We start from the raw sequence: 15,485 nt of genomic DNA on the forward strand, positions 1-15,485 counted from the left end.
TTCACGACGCCACGCCTCTACCAGCGAAAACTCTTACACCACTCCCGTGGACGCAACCGGAGCGGTCGCTCTCGCTCGGTGGCGTTCGGATTCGGCTGTCCCCTTCTTCGGCCGAACGGTGCAGGCGCGCCGAGCGGGGTTCCGCACCTCTAGATGAACTGCCCCTGAACCGGCGCTTTCCTGCGATAACCGGCGATCGCCACCCCGAGAGCGAGGGCGGCATATCCGCAGGTCACGGCCAACCCTGCCCATGGCGGGAGCGGGTAGTAGCCTCCGAGCAGGGACGGGTCCACGTCCACATGCGCGAACGTGGGGACGCTCTGCGTGATCGCGAACCCGGCGGCAGGGGTGATCATCAGCAGCCATGGCACCAGGCCCGCGGTCGCCAGCAGGTGGGGCAGGACGACCAGCGCGACGGCCAGCCCGATGGCGACGATGCCCCGCCTGACCAGCGCGGCCAGGCCCAGAGCCAGCACGGCGGCGGCCGCGGTCAGCGCCGCGTAGCCGATGATCACCCGCAGCTCGGTACCCAGGGTGATCGGCTGAATCCGGTTCTGATTCCCACGCAACATCGCCAGGCCGACAGGGACCACGACCCCCGAGGTGACCAGCCCCGCCACGAACGCGACCGCGCCGACCACCACGACTTTGGCCGCCAGCAGCCGCGCTGGATGCGGCTCGGCCGGCAGGCCGGTCCCGATCAGCCTCCGCCGGTGCTCCGCCGTGAAGAACGAGACCGCCACCACGAGCACCGGGATCAGCCCCACAGCCCCCCCGATCAGGGTGAGGTCGGCGCGCAGACCGCCCTCCATCGTGGCGGGCCCGATATCCCCTCCCCCGGTCACGAGGAGCTTGTCGCCGGACTCGACGACCCCGCCCGGGTGATGCGGGGTCTTGCCGTCGGGTCCCATGGAGGCGCCGACGTCGTCGCGCAGCCACGAACCGTTCGCGCCCTGCAGCTTGATCTGGTCGAAGGCGGCGGTGGCCTGGGCGAAGGCCATCGCCATCTCCCACAACGTGCCTGGTGAGGTGGCGAACAGCCCGATCTCGACCGTCTCCGGCAGCCCGGTCAGCTCGACCGTGCTGACCTCGGTCCACGTCTTGCCGTCGTCTGACTCGTAGCCGGTGATGGTGTCGCCTGACCTGGTCAGTCTCAGCCACCGTGGCCCCTGCACAGAACCGCCGGCCACATCGTGGGTGAAGTTGTGCTGCATCCTCACGCCGTGGCCGCCAGTGATCATGACGGCGGCGTACGGCGTGCCCTGCGTGAGGCTCTGCCTGACGAGGAGCCCGGCCTTCGCCCACGGCACCACCCCCTGCTTGACGTTACGCACCCCGGGTACGGCGTCCGGCAGCCGCATCTGCCCGGTCATGTCCGACACGCGGGCGGTGATACTGCCGTTCCCCTTGAGCGGCTGGTGCACGAAGTAGTACTTGTCTCTCACCGCCGTGCCATCGGGGCCCACCAAAGTCGCGGGGCAGGGGCCCTCACCCTTCGACGTCACGCAGGTGCTGCGGGCGCCCCCGGCGACCAGCAGTCCAAGCGACACGGTGACCAGAACGGAGGCCGCCATGAGGAGCACCAAGCCCCGCGCGGAGCGGAACCTGGTCCACTCCGCGCGCAGCGACTGAGGGAAACGGTCCCACCCGGCCCGTTGGCTGGATCGGTAAAGCGTGAATGGATTCATGCCGACGGTTGTACGCGGCACCCGGTTCCAGCCGGGTCGCGGCCGCTGCGACCTGGCTGGAACCCGGAGTCTGGCATCGTTGATCCATGGCACCTCGACCCGGCGGCCGGCTCGGCCGCCCCGCCCGCACGACGACCTGCGGTGAGTGGCGGTGAGGGTCCTCGTCGTCGAGGACTTCGAGGTCCTGGCCCGCTCCATCGGAACCGGGCTGCGCCGCGAGGGCATGGCCGTCGACGTCGTCCTGGATGGAACCGCCGCCCTCGAGCGCCTGGCCGCCACCCGCTACGACGTGGTGATCCTCGACCGCGACCTGCCCGGCGTCCACGGGGACGAGATCTGCCGGCGACTGGCCCACGGCCGCTGTGAGACCCGCGTCCTGATGCTCACCGCCTCCGGCACGATCGAGGACCGCGTCGACGGGCTCAGCCTCGGCGCCGACGACTATCTGCCCAAGCCGTTCGCGTTCGCCGAACTGGTCGCCCGCGTCCGTGCCCTGGCCCGCCGCGCCACCCCGCCGCTACCGCCCACCCTGGCATGCGGGGACATCACCCTCGATCCGGCCCGCCGCATCGCGTTCCGGGCCGGCCGGCGCCTTGAGCTGAGCCCCAGGGAGTTCGCCCTGCTCGAATGCCTGCTCGCCGTACCCGGCCTGGTCATCTCCGCCGAGGAACTGCTCGAACGCGTCTGGGACCAGGCCGCCGACCCCTTCAGCAGCGCCGTCAAGCACACCATGCACCGGTTACGGGCCAAACTCGGCGACCCACCCGTGATCGAGACCATCCGCGAAGGCGGCTACCGCATCGGACCGTCATGACCTCCCAGCGCCTCGCCAGAAGGTCTTTGCAGACGCGGCTCGCGCTCGCCTACGCGGCGGGCATCTACGCCGCCGGGGTCCTGGTGGTCGTCTTCGTCGCCGTCCCGCTCGCCAGCATCAATGCGGCCATACCCCACGGCCGCCCCTCATCGAGCGCGATCACCGAAACCGGGCCCGGGATCAGCCTGCCCCAACTCCTCGCCGGATCCGCCGTCGCCCTGGTCCTGCTGATTCCCATCGCCCTGGCTCTGGGCTGGTTCGTCGCCGACCGGTTCCTGCGGCCTCTGCGCGCCATCACCGCCACCGCCAAAATCATCTCCGCCGGAGACCTCCACCGGCGCCTCGACCTGGGCGAGCCCACGGACGAGCTGACCGAGCTCGGCCACACTCTCGACGACCTGTTCACCCGATTGCAGGCCTCCTTCGACGCCCAACGCCACTTCGTCGCCAACGCCTCCCACGAGCTGCGCACCCCTCTGGCCGGTCTGCGGACCCTCCTCGAGGTCGCCCTCGCCGACCCCGATGCCGACGCCGACACCCTGCGCTCGGTCTGCCAGGAGGCCCTCGCCCTTGGCGGACATCAGGAACGGCTCGTCCAAGCACTGCTCGCCCTGGCCACCAGCGAGCGCGGCATCACCCGCCGGGACACCCTCGACCTGACCCACGTCGTCGAAGCAGTGCTCGCCTCCCGCCGCGACCTAGCAGCGCAAAAGGGCATTCACCTGACCGAAGACCTGACGCCCGCAGTGACGGCCGCAGACCCGAGACTGATCGAAAGCCTGGTCGCCAACCTCATCGACAACGCCATCCGCCACAACCACCCGGACGGGCACGTAAAGATCACCACGCAGACCTCCGGCACACAGGTGGCCCTTACGGTCGCCAACAGCGGGCCGGTCATCTCCGGCGACCAGATCCAGCGACTCTTTCAGCCCTTCCAGAGACTGGCGCCTGATCGTCACGGCCGCGACGGCTACGGTCTCGGCCTCGCCATCGTCAATGCCGTCACGCAAGCTCACCACGCCACCCTCACCACCAGCGCACACCCCGAAGGCGGCCTGTCCATCACCGTGCGGTTCGCGCACGGATCTCGTCAAGCAACTCGAACGGATACGGGAGGGGAATCACACGATCAAAGAAAATGAGGGCGGCTACATTCCGGACAGGGTGTGGTGGCACGAGGATCTCGGCGACCGGCCCTGGCCGGCGGAGCCGCCGCCGTGGGAGGACAACGGGTGGACCCTGCTCAGAGCGATCGGCCCGAGCTACGGTGAGACCGCGGAGATCTTCTTCCATGACTTCGGCGGGAGCGGGCTTTCATGGGCGGCCGAGCAGAGCGACAACGCCTGCGCCGTGGCGCGGGGCATGTCGGCCGCCTGCACCGGGGCTCTGAAGGAACTGGTGACCACCTGGCCCGACGGCGACCCCTTGAATCGGGGCCGCATTGAACAGGGCTAGCGCAGCCACCGTAAAGCTGCGTCGACGCAGTTCTCGGGGCTGCTGTTGAAGGCGATGGCCGCGTCGGGCGCGTGCTGCCGGACCAGGTTGACCACCATCTCGAAGAGTTCGAGCAACGGCTCGTGCGTGCGGATGCCGCCCCCGATCACCACGCATTCGTAGCCTTTGCGGATCAGCGCCTCCACGATCGTTTCTACGGGGTTCTCGTCAGGTGCCACCAGGCACCAGTCGGCCCCGATACCATGATCGTCGAAACGGGCCTGGCCGCGCGCCAGCGCCGCCTGGACCGGCTCCGGGTCCCAGCCCTCGATCTTGGCGGGATCGAGACCGACCACCAGTACTCGTGCCACTGTCACCCGTCCTCCCTCTCGCAGAACGTATCCACGCCGGCGCGACCGGCAGTCTAGGACACCGGCCGCCCACTCCACCACCGCTCAATCTGGGTGTCTTGGATGTCCTGGTTCGAGCAGAACCGCTTCCAGGACGTCGCCCAGCCAGGTCTCGTACTCGTCGGCGGTCCACCCTCGGTTGAGGACAAGCTGGATGTACAGATCGGGGCCGGCGAATTAAAAGAGAAGGTCGCTTCGGTGTCGCGTAAACTGGGCCAGGCATCGCGCCCGGTGGGCGGGGTGCCCGCAGCGGTGGGCCCGCCGTACTCCAACCGCGGTCGTCCGCTGCCGCCAACGGTCCCTACCCGTGACAGCCCCGTGCCCGCGAACAGGCGGGGCACGCCACGCGCAGGGAGAGGTATGCGTCCGGATCAAGACAGGTCCGCTGCCATCACCGAGCCGGTCGACCCCGATGTCGAATTCCCGGGCGCGCGCCGGGAGTCACGCCGCCGCCGCAACGGTGTGCTGGCCGTGATCGCCGCCGGTGGCGCGGCCGGCACGGGCGCCCGGTACGGCGCCGGCCTGCTGTGGCCGACCACGACCGGTTCCTTTTCCTGGACGACGCTGAGCGTCAACGCCCTCGGATGCCTGCTGATCGGGATCCTCCTCGCGGTGCTCAGCGAGGCGCGGACGGCGCCGGCCTGGATGCGGCCGTTCTTCGGCACCGGTGTGCTGGGCGGCTTCACCACCTTCTCCACCTACTGCCTGGACATCGAGCGCCTCATCTCCGGCGGCCGGACGGGCCAGGCGCTCGGTTACCTGGCGGCGACGGTGCTGGCGGCTCTGGTCGCGGTGACGGCCGGCGCCCGGGGCACTCGGCGCCTCCTGGCGCCGCCGACGGCAAGGAGAACGCGATGAACTGGCTGCTCGTACTGATCGGGGGTGCGATCGGCGCGCCGCTGCGCTACCTGACCGACCGGGCCGTGCAGGCCCGCCATGACACCGTCTTCCCCTGGGGCACGTTAACCGTCAACGTGATCGGTTCGCTGATCCTCGGCCTCCTGACCGGAGCGGCACTGTCCGGGGCGGCGGGCGGCGACGTGCGACTGCTGCTGGGCACCGGGCTGTGCGGGGCGCTGACCACGTACTCGACGTTCTCGTACGAGACGCTGCGTCTGGCCGAGACCGGCGCGGCGTTCCTCGCCGCCGCCAACGTCATCGCCTCGATCGTCGCCGGACTGGGCGCGGTGTCCATCGGCCTGGCGATCGCCCAGGCGGCCTTCTGAAACGGTCGTCGCCGCGAGATCCTGAGACACCGAACCTGGCGACGGGAGATCACGGGGCGCCGACGCCGATCGTCGGGGACCACTTCAGGATCCCCACGGTGGGCGTCGCCGTGGACCCCACCCACATAGCGTCGAACGATCCCGCGGTACTGGCCCTCGTGCGGGCCGACCGTCGAGCCCTGCGCACGATCCGCGATGAGCCGGACCTCGCCGTCCGGTATGTCAACACCCTCATCGCGAGCCTCAGCGAGGCGGAGGCCCGTCTGCACTACGAGCGCTATGTCGCACCGTATTTCACCGCCGACGGCCGCATCCTCCTCACATGCGGGCCGGAGGCGCGCTGCCAGTCGCGCTTGGACAGGCCCGTGGCCCGCTCGGCCCGCAGATTCGCGATCTCGCGCCTGATCGCGCCGGTGAAGTAGGCGCTGACCGTGTCCACGGCGCGCAGGACGGTTACCGCCACCTGGCGGTCCGGTGCAGGCAGACCTCTGAGTCGAGCCTGGGCCGATGACCGGTTCTTGGACAACCTTCGTTATCTTGCGATGTCGTCGACCAGTCGGCGCAGTGTGCCCAGCTCGGCGGGGCGGGGCGGGGCGGAGGCCGGCCGAGCGGCGGCCGACCTCGCGCCTGAGTGATGAGTTCATCTGCGATTGATGCTTTCCCTCCGGCTCGACCTGATCAAGGATCGGGTAGGTGTCCTGATCGAGTCAGTACGGAGGATGATCCACGCGACGGCGATGGGCGATAGAACGGGCGGGCGAGAAGAAGGCGCGGTCATGGCGGCCACCGGGCAGATCGTGCGGCTGGGCCGACGCTGGGGCGGGCGGCTGGCCGCTGGCTGGGGACGCGCCCGCAGCCGTTATAGCTGGCTGGATCACCTGGTGCGCGCCGTGCTCCGCTATGACGCCGCCGATGGCGGCCGGTTGTCGGCGGCGTTGACCTACTACGCCTTCTTCGCCACCTTCGCGCTGGCTCTGCTGGGTTTCGCCATCGTGGGCCGGGTCCTGGACGACCCGGCGGTGCTGGCCCAGGTGCAGCGCTACCTGAGCGACAACTTCCCGCGCCTGCAGGTCCAGGCGCTGCGCGATGCCCGGAGCACGGCCGGCTTGATCGCTTTCGTCGGTCTGCCGCTGACCGGCCTGTTTTGGATGGACGCGCTGCGTTCGGCCAGCCGGGCGATGTGGCGGCTGGAGGAGTACCCGGGCACCTTCTTCGTCCGTCAGCTGATCGACCTGGCCGTGCTGGCCGGGCTCGGACTACTGCTGGCCGCCTCTCTGGCCGTGTCCTTCGGCGCCCAGAGGATATTGACCTGGCTGGCCATCGCAACCGTGGGCGTCGATGCCGCCCCGGCCCATGGGGTCTTGACCGTGGCCGCCGTCCTGCTGGGCCTGGCGGTGAACACGCTGCTGGCCCTGGCGCTGCTGGCCGGGCCGCCCCGGTTGCGGCTGCCGCCGCGCCGCGCGATCGCCCCCGCTCTGGTGATCGTCTTCGGGCTGGAGATCCTCAAAACGCTCGGCCAGCTCTACCTCGACCTCACCGCTGCCAATCCCGCTTACCAGGTGGTCGCCGGCGCGGTCGGCATGCTGTTGTTCCTCAAAATCGCTAACCAGCTCATCCTGTTCGCCACCGCCCTGGCCGCCACCAGCACCACCGGCCAGGTCACCGACCTGGCCGCTTGACGGTACAAAGAAGATCGTCCGCAGCATTGAAGACCGTTGGAGTGCCGCTCAACCTGGGGATTCACGGGGACGATGGAGTCGCCTGAGGGAGAGCGGGCATCGTCTTGGCGGTTAGGACGGTGAGCGTCAGAGCAGACAGCAGGAGCGCGAGGAGCTGCTGACGTTTACTGCCGCCATGGCATGAGTGGCCGGATCGATCGCATCGAAGGTCAGGTAGAAGACTCGGCGACCTCGGCCACCAGGGACACGACCTCGTCGAGATGATCCGGGGTGGTCAGGTGGCCGACGCCGGAGAAGACCCGCACGTCGACGTCCATGGTTCGACGTACCGCAGGAGCCAACCGCCGGGGTGGTAGGAACCGGTCGTGTTCCCCGACTCCGACCACACACGGCCGTTCGGCGCGGCGGGCCAGCACCTCGGCTGGCAGGGGCGGCGGGGCCAGAGTCGTGCGGCAGCAAGTGGCCATGAGGGCCATCCATTCCGCCACGATCTGGGGCGGCTCCGTACCGGGAGCGACGAACAACCGGAGCATCCGGCGGGTGCTTTCGGCGGTTGGACGCAGCAGCCAGGCGGCCGAGGCCACCGCCAGTTCCGGGTTCACGCTGAGACGGATGAAGCCGGCGGGTGAGACCAGGGCCCGCGCCGCGATTCGGGGTGAGCCGGCGGCCAGGGCCACGGCGGCTCCCAGGGAGTTGCCCACCAGCACGACACCGTCGGCGTCCAGGGCGGCCAGCACCTCATCCAGCACTCGGCCATACCAGGAAAGCCGGTCCCGGCGCGGCCGGCGCGGATCGCTCAGTCCGGGCTGACCCGGCAGGTCCACCACCGTGGTCGCCCAGCGCGCCGACAGCGCCCGCAGCCACGGCAGAGCCACTGCGGCGTTGAAGCCGGTCCCGGGCACCAGAACGACCTTCTGCCGTCCGGTTCCGGCGGAGGTGAGTTCCACTCGGCCGGCGCTGGTGTCCAGCCTCCCATTGGTGAGAGGGAAGTCCGCTCGCGCCAGGGCTTCGGAACACCATCGGCGTACCGCGCGCTGACCACCAGGGGTCTTGTACACGGTCGGCATCGCGCCAGTGTGTGCGCCAGGCCGTGGTTCGTCCAGCCCTGATCAACCGGCCCGCCTTTGTGGAACGTCGCCTCTGGTGGGCGGCCGACCTGGTTGATAGCCTGACCATCAGGTGAGCCGGGAAGCCTGGTCGGCGATTCAACAGCCGACCCCGGAGGCCGCGATGCGCGCCCGTGACCTGCTCACCGAGTTCCCCACCGTCACCCTCGACACCCTCGTCGTCGACGCCGCCCGCCTGATGGCCGAACGCGACCTGGCCGGGCTCATCGTCGTCACCGACGAGGGCCGCCCGCACAGCGTCCTGCCCGGCACGCAGGTGCTCGCGCTGGCCGTGCCCGGCTACTGCCAGGACGATCCGGCGCTGGCCAGAGTCGTCGACGAGGAACACGCCGACCGGTTCCTCGACGCGCTCGGCGACAGCACGGTCCGCCAGGCGCTGCCGAAGAATCCACGGGAGTTGCCGGTCACCGACCCGGACGCCACCCTGCTGGAGATAGCCGCGTTGATGGCGCGGACGAGAAGTCCCCTCGTCGCCGTCGTGGACGATGGCAGGCTGCTGGGCGCGATCACCCTGCAGGCGCTGATGGACCAGGTCACGGGCGCGTGACGGTTCTCGCCTGGGTGTCGGTCTCGGTCTTCCTCGGCGCGTACGCCCTCATCGCCACCGAACGGATCCACCGGGTCGCCGCCGCGCTCGGCGGGGCCGGGATCATGCTGCTCATCCACGCCAGCGACGCGGGCGCGGCGTTCTTCTCCCACGACACCGGGGTCGACTGGAACGTCATCTTCCTGCTGCTCGGGATGATGGTCATCGTCGGTGTACTCAAGAAGACGGGCGTGTTCGAATATCTCGCCATCTGGGCGGCGAAACGGGCGCGCGGGCGGCCGTACCGGCTGATGGTCCTGCTGGTGCTGATCACCGCCGGGGCGTCGGCGTTGCTCGACAACGTGACGACCGTCCTGCTGATCGCGCCGGTGACGTTCCTGGTGTGCGAGCGGCTGGGGTTGAAGGTCGCGCCCTATCTGATCGCCGAGGCGCTGGCCTCCAACATCGGCGGCGCCTCGACGCTGGTCGGCGACCCGCCGAATATCATCATCGCCAGCCGGGGCGGGTTGTCGTTCAACGACTTCCTGGTGCACATGGCGCCGATGGTGGTGGTGCTGGTCATCGTGTTCCTCGGTCTGTGCCGGGTGCTGTTCCGCAAGGCTTTCGTGTACGACGAGGCGCGCGCCCGCGAGATCATGCAGCTCAACGAGCGGGAGGCGATCGCCGACCCGCGCCTGCTGTGGCAGAGCCTGGTCGTGCTGGCCCTGGTGATGGTCGCGTTCGTGCTGCACCCGGTGCTCCACTATGAGCCCTCGATCGTGGCGATCCTCGGTGCCGGCATCCTGGTGGCCGCCACCAAGGTCACCACCGAGGACGCCATCTCCGAGGTCGAATGGCCGACCCTGGTGTTCTTCATGGGCCTGTTCGTCATGGTCGGCGCGCTGGTCGAGACCGGCGTCATCGGCCAGATCTCCCGGCTCGCGGTCGACGCCACCGAGGGACAGCTCGGCCTGACCACGATGGTGTTGCTGTGGGCCTCGACCGGCCTTTCCGCCATCGTCGACAACATCCCCTACGTCGCCACGATGAGCCCCATCGTCGCCGACCTGGTGCAGGCCAACGGCGGCAACGAGCACGCGGAGGTGCTGTGGTGGGCGCTGGCCTTCGGCGCCGACCTGGGCGGCAACGCCACGGCGGTGGGCGCGGCGGCCAACGTCGTCATCCTCGGCATCGCCGCCCGCAACCGCCACCCGATCAGCTTCTGGGAGTTCACCAAGTACGGCCTCGTTGTCACCCTGGTCACGGTCGCCCTGGTGACGCCGTACCTGTGGCTGCGGTACCTGATGTGATCGGCGCCCGGGAGGTCCGCAAACGTTACGGCGACGTGGTCGCCGTCGACGGGGTGTCGCTCGACGTCCGGGCCGGGGAGATCTACGCGCTGCTGGGGCTGAACGGCGCCGGGAAGACCACCCTGATCCGGATGCTGCTCGGCATGATCCGCCCGAGCGGCGGCTCCATCACCGTCCTGGGCGAGCCGCCTGCCCCCGGAAACCTCTGGTCGCGGGTCGGCTATCTGGTGGAGGGGCCCGCCGCGTACCCGGAGCTGACGGTCCGCGAGAACCTGCGACAAGGCACAGCTCAGCGGCGCGAGCGCCGACTGGCCGGGTTTCCTCGGCCTGCTCGGGCAGGCGACCGGCGTCAGCGGTCTGCTGATCTACGGCATGACCGGCATCTGGCTGTTCGGCCGCGAGTTCAGCGACCACACGGCCAAGGACCTGCTCGCGCTCCCCACCTCCAGGACCTCCGTCGTCCTGGCCAAGTTCCTCGTCGGCGCGCTCTGGGCGGCTACGCTGACGGTTCAGATGGTCCTGCTCGGGCTGGTCATCGGCACGGCGCTCGGCCTGCCCGGGGAGGTGACCGCCGGTGACGTGCTGCGTCTTCCGGTCATCGCCGTCATGACGTGGCTGCTGACCACGCCGCTGTCGCTCGCAGCCTCCCTCGGACGCGGCTACCTTGCCGCCGTCGGAGTGCTGTTCGTCATCGTCTTCTGCGCCCAGATCATCACCGCGCTCGGCTTCGGCGCCTACTTCCCCTGGTCGGTTCCCGGCCTGTACGCGGGACTCGGCGGCACCACCTACGATCCGCCCGGCGTGGTGGGCTACCTGCTGGTCGTCCTCGTGGGGGCAGCGGGTGTCGCCGCTACGGCGATCTGGTGGGAGCGGGCCGACCACACGCGTTGAAGAGCGTATGGATCAGCGGGCCGCCCGCTACTTTCGCGTAGCGACCAGGTGCGGAACGGCCGTGCACGCCGATGATGGAGACGTGCGAACGATCACGCCGACCCGGACTTGAGTTGCGGGCTTATATTTCCATCTGGCAATATGAGGGAAATGAGCGCCTACGCAGCCCTGGCCGAGCCGCACCGCAGGCAGATTCTCGACCTGCTGCGTGACGGCGAGCGGCCCGCCGGGGAGCTGGTGGAACGCCTTGATCTCAGCCAACCCGGCGTGTCCAAGCACCTCAAGGTATTACGCGAGGCCGGGCTCGTCGCGGTGCGCACGGATGGCAAGCAGCGTGTGTACGCGCTGCGCCCAGAACCCCTCGCCGAGGTCGACCAGTGGCTGGAGCCCTATCGCGTGTACTGGTCGAGCCGCCTCGACGCCTTGGAACAACACCTGGAGGAGAACCCATGATTGACGGAACCCTGGAAACCGTCGACGGCCGCCCAGCGCTGCGCTTCGAGCGCACGCTCGCCTACCCGATCGAACGCGTGTGGCGAGCTGTCAGTGTGCCGGCAGAGCTCGAGCGCTGGTTTCCCGCAGCCGCCGACTGGACACCGGCGACGGGTGAGACCTTCGAGGCCGCCGGCATGACCGGCGAGGTGACCGAGGTCGATCCGCCCCATCGCCTGGCCTGGACCTTCGCCGGCCAGTTGTACAGCTTCGATCTGTCCGCTCACGAAGACGGCTGTCGCCTGGTCTTCACCCACGTCATCGACGACCGCGGCATCTCGGCGCAGACCGCTGCCGGCTGGGAGGCCTACCTTTCGCGGCTCGAGCCGCATCTCGCCGGCAAGGACCTCTCCGAAGAGGAAGCACACGAGCAGTGGGCGGAGATTCACGAACGTTACGCCGAGCGCTTCGGGGTCGACCCGACGCCAGGCCGGCGCTTCGCGGCGACCCTGCGTGGAGACAAGGGCGACGCCTGAGCTACCGCACTACAGCACTACCGCCCGTGCCCACCGCGTTGTCCCGACGAACCTGGGAGAAAGCGCAGAATCGTTCCCCGACCCTGAGCCGGCCGGCTGGATGGTGGGGATGGATTGGACTCGGTGGTCAGTGACGGCGGGCTGTGATGATCCAGGCGCGCGAGTCGAAGTACACGCCGCTGTCGGTGGTGTGGGCGGCGAGGGTGGCGCGTAGCCGCGTGCGTGCTTGCTCGGCCGTCGCGGCGTCGAGGTCGGCAAGCAGGTCTTGGTCCCAGAGGTGGAGCACGTTGTCGAAGGCGGTGGCGCTGTCCGGACCGTAGTAGACCGGTTCGTGCACGTCGGTGAAGCCGACTTCCGTGAAGCCTGCCGCAGCAAGGATGCCTTCGGTGATGGCCGGGTCGGCGAGTGAGAAGGGGTCTGGACTGCGGGTGGGAGGGGTGGGTTCGGGGGTTGCGGCGGTGCGGGGCCGGCGGATCGCGGAGGCCCATTCATTGCGGTCGCGGTCTTGCCAGACCAGCAGCACCAGGCGCGCCGCGGGGCGCAGGGCGCGCCCGATATTGGTGAACGCGGCGACCGGGTCGGCGAAGAACATCGTCCCGAACCTGCTGATACAGAGGTCGAAATACGCCGGTGGGAAGGGGTGAACCTGGGCGTCGGCCTGCTGGTAGGTGATGTTGGGCGGTCCCTGGGCGTCGCTGAGCTGACGGGCCCGTTCGAGCATTCGTGCGGATGGGTCGACGCCCACCGCGCATCCACCGACGGCGGCGCGGGCGGCCTCGCGCGTGGACTGGCCCGTACCGCAGCCGATGTCGAGCACACGGTCGCGGGAGCCGACGCGGGCAGCGGCGCGGAAGAGTTCGTTGTGCAGGCGCAACTCCGCGTCGTAGTCGAACAGGTCGGTGTGGTCGGACGTCACCGTCACTGGATCCTCTCGTTGGTCATGTGGAGATCGATGTCTCAAGGCTCTATCGGGCCGTCGCGGAGTACGCCTCACACCTGGTCCGGCGACCGCCGGGTTCGCGGGGTTTCCGAAGGTCTCGACGCACAGCTCGGCATCGCTCATCTCGACGAGCTTTTCGTCGTTGCAAGGTGATCGGTCATGAGCGCCACGTTAGGCCAGGACACCCATCGACAAAAGCGATAGTTTTCGATCGAATCAATCGCCAAAGTCGATGTGATGTCGAGGGTGGGACTCATGCCTGACGTCGAACTGCGGCATCTCACCACGCTGGCCGCCGTCACTGGCGAAGGCTCGTCCGGGCGGGCGGCAACGGCTCGGGGCACCCGTGGCTTCGGGAGTCACGGGCCTCGTTGGAGTGCTACTCGGACCCGGGTGCCTGGACCGGGGCGCGTAGTTCGGCCGTGACCGCGCGTTCGCGGAGTTGGGCGGACTCGGCGCGCAGTGTCTCGATCTGCGCCCGAAGGTCTTCCACCCGGGCCCGTTCCACCTCCAGCAGTGCGGCCAGCCGGTCGCGCTCGCTTGTGGCCGAACGCTCACCCGCCAGCGCCTCGGACGTCACCGAGGACGCTCTTTCGTCGGCGGCCTTGACGCGCGCCGCGGCCTCGCGTTCCACCTGGGCTACCCGGGCGATGGCCTGGGCCGCGTCGGCCGCGGACCGGGCGGACTCCTCCATCGCTTGCGCACGTGCCTGCTCGGCGGCCTCGGCGCGGGCCTGCGCACGGCCCCGCTCCGCCTCGGCCGCCTGCGCCCGGGCGATGGCCCCCGCCGCCGCATGCTCGGCCTCCACCCGCGCCCGCCGGGCCAGCTCGGCCTCGGTCCGTGCCGCGTCACGCTCGCCCGCCGCCTGCTCGGCGAGCCGTCCCGCCTGCGAAGCCTTCGAACGAGCGTCCTTCACCTCGGCCTCCGCGGCCTCGACCCGCTCGTTCATCTCGCGAACCGCTTGGTCGCGGGCGGCTTCCGCCCGCGCGGCGCGCCGGTTCGCCTCCTCGGCGATCTGCTTGGCCTGCCGCTCGGTCGAGGCGGCCTCCCGGAGGGCGGCCAGGGCCTGCTCGCGTGCGTTCTCCGAATCGGCGAGCGCCGTCTCGCGTTCGGCCAGAGCCTCGCGCACCTGCTCGCGCATGTTCTCGCGTTCCCTGCGCGCGTGCTCGGTGGCCTCGCGCGCCAGCCGGACCTGCTCGAAGGCCTGTTCCCGCTCGGTACGAGCTATCGCCACCCGGGTGTGCGCCTCGGCCTGAACCGCGCTCAGCTTGGCCTCGACCCCGGCCGGGCTCAGCTCGTCGGCCAGCACCTGTGCCAGTGGGGCGATGGCCGACGCCAGGCCCTTTTCCATGCGCTCGTACAGATCTTCGGCCCGGGCCAGCGCACCCTCGAGGCCTGGGGTGGCGCGGCGCAGCTCGCGTTCTCTCTTGGCCGCCGCCTGGCAGTCGCTCTGCGGGCAGTACTCCTTCGGCCGGCCGCGCCCGCCTCGCCGCTCGATCGCCGCTCCGCAGTGCCTGCACGGCGTCACCCCCGCAACGCCGGCCACCTCCAAAGCGCCTTCCGGCGTCTCGCCACGCACGATCGCCCCGCCACTCACCGTCTCCCCTGCCACAGCCGTACCCTAGCACTTTCTAATTTCCAGAAATTGAAAATCAGAAAAGAGGATCTGTTGCGTAGACGGCCTAGACAGTAACTAACGAGAAGGAGACTTCCCGCAAGTTATCCGTAGCCGTGATCCACCGTCTCCCTCCGGAGCACTCTGTCTCACGAGAACGGGCGTGCGTCTCATCGAATGGGTAGCCGCGCGACTTGCGGCAGACGAGAGCGTCTTACTCGGTCGCATCAGGAAATCACTGGCTTGCCACCTCATCTGGCGGAAGGATCCCCGGTGTGACACTGCACGAGAACGAGGTTTCGATCGACGAGGCGACTGTCAGGTCGCTGCTGGAGGCGCAGCGCCCCGAGTGGGCCGGCCTGTCGTTGTCGTCGGCGGGCGCGGGCACGGACAACACCATGTACCGGCTGGGTGACGACCTGCTCGTGCGACTTCCCGAACCGCTGACAGGTGGCTCTACCGCTGGATCGAGGGGAACGAAGCCCAGCGTGACACCGTCCAGGACTGGGCCGCCTTCGGAACCGACCTGGCGGCGTTCGTGCGGGAACTCCACATCATCGACTTGATGGGAGCGGCTCGCACGGGCTCCGGGACGTGCCAGATGCCGATCATGGACGCCGGGAGGGTGATGCCGGCCGCGGCGCCCATGGCCGGGACGATCAGGCGGTGCGCGCCGATCCCGGGGTCGAGGAACCGGCGGACAGCCGTTGGCGCCTTCAACGCGGCGAACGGCCACAGTAACGGCCATCGGCCGTGTCAGAAGCGGAACCGCACGATGCGGGTGGACCGCTTCATGGGGCGTTCACGAGTGTGGTTGAGCAGCGACGATGACGCCCTGGCGAAGATCGCTTCCC

18 protein-coding genes and 1 pseudogene are annotated in these 15,485 nt (G+C 69.3%); 13 read left to right on the top strand and 6 right to left on the bottom strand.

The window, feature by feature from the left end:
- Nucleotides 1–149 precede the first annotated feature (149 nt).
- Nucleotides 150–1,574 carry a DUF1349 domain-containing protein gene (locus ABD810_RS29960; protein ID WP_344947976.1) on the bottom strand — a complete coding sequence of 475 codons (1,425 nt, stop codon included), beginning with the start codon at nucleotides 1,572–1,574 and terminating at the stop codon, nucleotides 150–152.
- A 265-nt stretch (nucleotides 1,575–1,839) separates the two neighbouring features.
- Between ABD810_RS29960 and ABD810_RS29965 the strand changes: the two genes are divergently transcribed.
- Genes ABD810_RS29965 through ABD810_RS29975 form a run of 3 tightly spaced genes read left to right on the top strand, consistent with a single transcriptional unit; the run spans nucleotide 1,840 to nucleotide 3,960 of the window.
- Nucleotides 1,840–2,502, top strand: a complete 663-nt coding sequence (locus ABD810_RS29965; protein WP_344947979.1) for a response regulator transcription factor — start codon at nucleotides 1,840–1,842, stop codon at nucleotides 2,500–2,502.
- Nucleotides 2,499–3,647, top strand: a complete 1,149-nt coding sequence (locus ABD810_RS29970; protein WP_344947982.1) for a sensor histidine kinase — start codon at nucleotides 2,499–2,501, stop codon at nucleotides 3,645–3,647. Before ABD810_RS29965 ends, ABD810_RS29970 begins: the two co-directional genes overlap by 4 nt.
- A 22-nt stretch (nucleotides 3,648–3,669) precedes the next feature.
- Nucleotides 3,670–3,960, top strand: coding sequence for a hypothetical protein (locus ABD810_RS29975; protein WP_344947985.1), 291 nt, complete (start codon nucleotides 3,670–3,672; stop codon nucleotides 3,958–3,960).
- Here ABD810_RS29975 and ABD810_RS29980 read toward each other — a convergent pair.
- The gene (locus ABD810_RS29980) at nucleotides 3,957–4,316 is read right to left on the bottom strand and encodes a hypothetical protein (protein WP_344947988.1); all 360 of its coding nucleotides are present in this window, start codon (nucleotides 4,314–4,316) and stop codon (nucleotides 3,957–3,959) included. The two genes, ABD810_RS29975 and ABD810_RS29980, sit on opposite strands and share 4 nt — an antisense overlap.
- Nucleotides 4,317–4,709: 393 nt before the next feature.
- Here ABD810_RS29980 and ABD810_RS29985 point away from each other — a divergent pair, with 393 nt between their 5' ends.
- From ABD810_RS29985 to ABD810_RS30000, 4 genes are all read left to right on the top strand, one after another.
- Nucleotides 4,710–5,207 carry a fluoride efflux transporter FluC gene (locus tag ABD810_RS29985; protein WP_344947990.1) on the top strand — a complete coding sequence of 166 codons (498 nt, stop codon included), beginning with the start codon at nucleotides 4,710–4,712 and terminating at the stop codon, nucleotides 5,205–5,207.
- Entirely contained in the window at nucleotides 5,204–5,575 is a 372-nt protein-coding gene (gene crcB, locus ABD810_RS29990) for a fluoride efflux transporter CrcB (RefSeq protein WP_344947993.1), read from the top strand. Before ABD810_RS29985 ends, crcB begins: the two co-directional genes overlap by 4 nt.
- Nucleotides 5,576–5,673: 98 nt before the next feature.
- A complete protein-coding gene (locus ABD810_RS29995) occupies nucleotides 5,674–5,997 on the top strand; it encodes a hypothetical protein (RefSeq protein ID WP_344947996.1) in 324 nt (107 codons plus the stop codon).
- A 354-nt stretch (nucleotides 5,998–6,351) separates the two neighbouring features.
- Entirely contained in the window at nucleotides 6,352–7,254 is a 903-nt protein-coding gene (locus tag ABD810_RS30000; RefSeq protein ID WP_344947999.1) for a YhjD/YihY/BrkB family envelope integrity protein, read from the top strand.
- A 209-nt stretch (nucleotides 7,255–7,463) separates the two neighbouring features.
- Here ABD810_RS30000 and ABD810_RS30005 read toward each other — a convergent pair whose 3' ends face one another.
- Nucleotides 7,464–8,156 carry an alpha/beta fold hydrolase gene (locus ABD810_RS30005; protein WP_344948002.1) on the bottom strand — a complete coding sequence of 231 codons (693 nt, stop codon included), beginning with the start codon at nucleotides 8,154–8,156 and terminating at the stop codon, nucleotides 7,464–7,466.
- A gap of 328 nt (nucleotides 8,157–8,484) precedes the next feature.
- Between ABD810_RS30005 and ABD810_RS30010 the strand changes: the two genes are divergently transcribed.
- The 6 genes and pseudogenes from ABD810_RS30010 to ABD810_RS30030 all read left to right on the top strand — a co-directional run bounded on the left by ABD810_RS30010 (nucleotide 8,485) and on the right by ABD810_RS30030 (nucleotide 12,076).
- On the top strand, nucleotides 8,485–8,928 hold the full coding sequence (locus ABD810_RS30010; protein ID WP_344948005.1) for a CBS domain-containing protein: 444 nt from the start codon (nucleotides 8,485–8,487) through the stop codon (nucleotides 8,926–8,928).
- Complete coding sequence (locus tag ABD810_RS30015) at nucleotides 8,925–10,217, top strand: ArsB/NhaD family transporter (protein WP_344948008.1); 1,293 nt, start codon at nucleotides 8,925–8,927, stop codon at nucleotides 10,215–10,217. The genes ABD810_RS30010 and ABD810_RS30015 overlap by 4 nt, the downstream gene beginning before the upstream one ends.
- Before the next feature lie 53 nt (nucleotides 10,218–10,270).
- A pseudogene (locus ABD810_RS41150) lies at nucleotides 10,271–10,510 on the top strand (ATP-binding cassette domain-containing protein); the annotation flags it as partial.
- 70 nt (nucleotides 10,511–10,580) lie between these two features.
- A complete protein-coding gene (locus ABD810_RS30020) occupies nucleotides 10,581–11,108 on the top strand; it encodes an ABC transporter permease (RefSeq protein WP_344948030.1) in 528 nt (175 codons plus the stop codon).
- Between the two features lie 150 nt (nucleotides 11,109–11,258).
- A complete protein-coding gene (locus tag ABD810_RS30025) occupies nucleotides 11,259–11,561 on the top strand; it encodes an ArsR/SmtB family transcription factor (protein ID WP_344948010.1) in 303 nt (100 codons plus the stop codon).
- Complete coding sequence (locus tag ABD810_RS30030) at nucleotides 11,558–12,076, top strand: SRPBCC domain-containing protein (RefSeq protein WP_344948012.1); 519 nt, start codon at nucleotides 11,558–11,560, stop codon at nucleotides 12,074–12,076. Before ABD810_RS30025 ends, ABD810_RS30030 begins: the two co-directional genes overlap by 4 nt.
- Before the next feature lie 127 nt (nucleotides 12,077–12,203).
- On the opposite strand, the gene ABD810_RS30035 is transcribed toward ABD810_RS30030, so the two are convergent.
- The 3 genes from ABD810_RS30035 to ABD810_RS30045 all read right to left on the bottom strand — a co-directional run bounded on the left by ABD810_RS30035 (nucleotide 12,204) and on the right by ABD810_RS30045 (nucleotide 15,351).
- The gene (locus ABD810_RS30035; RefSeq protein WP_344948015.1) at nucleotides 12,204–12,992 is read right to left on the bottom strand and encodes a class I SAM-dependent methyltransferase; all 789 of its coding nucleotides are present in this window, start codon (nucleotides 12,990–12,992) and stop codon (nucleotides 12,204–12,206) included.
- Nucleotides 12,993–13,395: 403 nt separating this feature from the next.
- A complete protein-coding gene (locus ABD810_RS30040; RefSeq protein ID WP_344948018.1) occupies nucleotides 13,396–14,628 on the bottom strand; it encodes a coiled-coil domain-containing protein in 1,233 nt (410 codons plus the stop codon).
- 459 nt (nucleotides 14,629–15,087) lie between these two features.
- On the bottom strand, nucleotides 15,088–15,351 hold the full coding sequence (locus ABD810_RS30045; RefSeq protein ID WP_344948021.1) for a hypothetical protein: 264 nt from the start codon (nucleotides 15,349–15,351) through the stop codon (nucleotides 15,088–15,090).
- Nucleotides 15,352–15,485: the final 134 nt, after the last annotated feature.

This window comes from Sphaerisporangium flaviroseum, from assembly GCF_039537005.1.
Taxonomy (GTDB): Bacteria; Actinomycetota; Actinomycetes; order Streptosporangiales; family Streptosporangiaceae; genus Sphaerisporangium; species Sphaerisporangium flaviroseum.

Bases quoted from the DNA above. Each gene is read 5' to 3' on its own strand.
- ABD810_RS29960 (WP_344947976.1), bottom strand. From the start codon at position 1,574: ATGGCGGCCTCCGTTCTGGTCACCGTGTCGCTTGGACTGCTGGTCGCC.
- ABD810_RS29970 (WP_344947982.1), top strand. From the start codon at position 2,499: ATGACCTCCCAGCGCCTCGCCAGAAGGTCTTTGCAGACGCGGCTCGCG.
- ABD810_RS29985 (WP_344947990.1), top strand. From the start codon at position 4,710: ATGCGTCCGGATCAAGACAGGTCCGCTGCCATCACCGAGCCGGTCGAC.
- crcB (WP_344947993.1), top strand. From the start codon at position 5,204: ATGAACTGGCTGCTCGTACTGATCGGGGGTGCGATCGGCGCGCCGCTG.
- ABD810_RS30000 (WP_344947999.1), top strand. From the start codon at position 6,352: ATGGCGGCCACCGGGCAGATCGTGCGGCTGGGCCGACGCTGGGGCGGG.
- ABD810_RS30010 (WP_344948005.1), top strand. From the start codon at position 8,485: ATGCGCGCCCGTGACCTGCTCACCGAGTTCCCCACCGTCACCCTCGAC.
- ABD810_RS30025 (WP_344948010.1), top strand. From the start codon at position 11,259: ATGAGCGCCTACGCAGCCCTGGCCGAGCCGCACCGCAGGCAGATTCTC.
- ABD810_RS30030 (WP_344948012.1), top strand. From the start codon at position 11,558: ATGATTGACGGAACCCTGGAAACCGTCGACGGCCGCCCAGCGCTGCGC.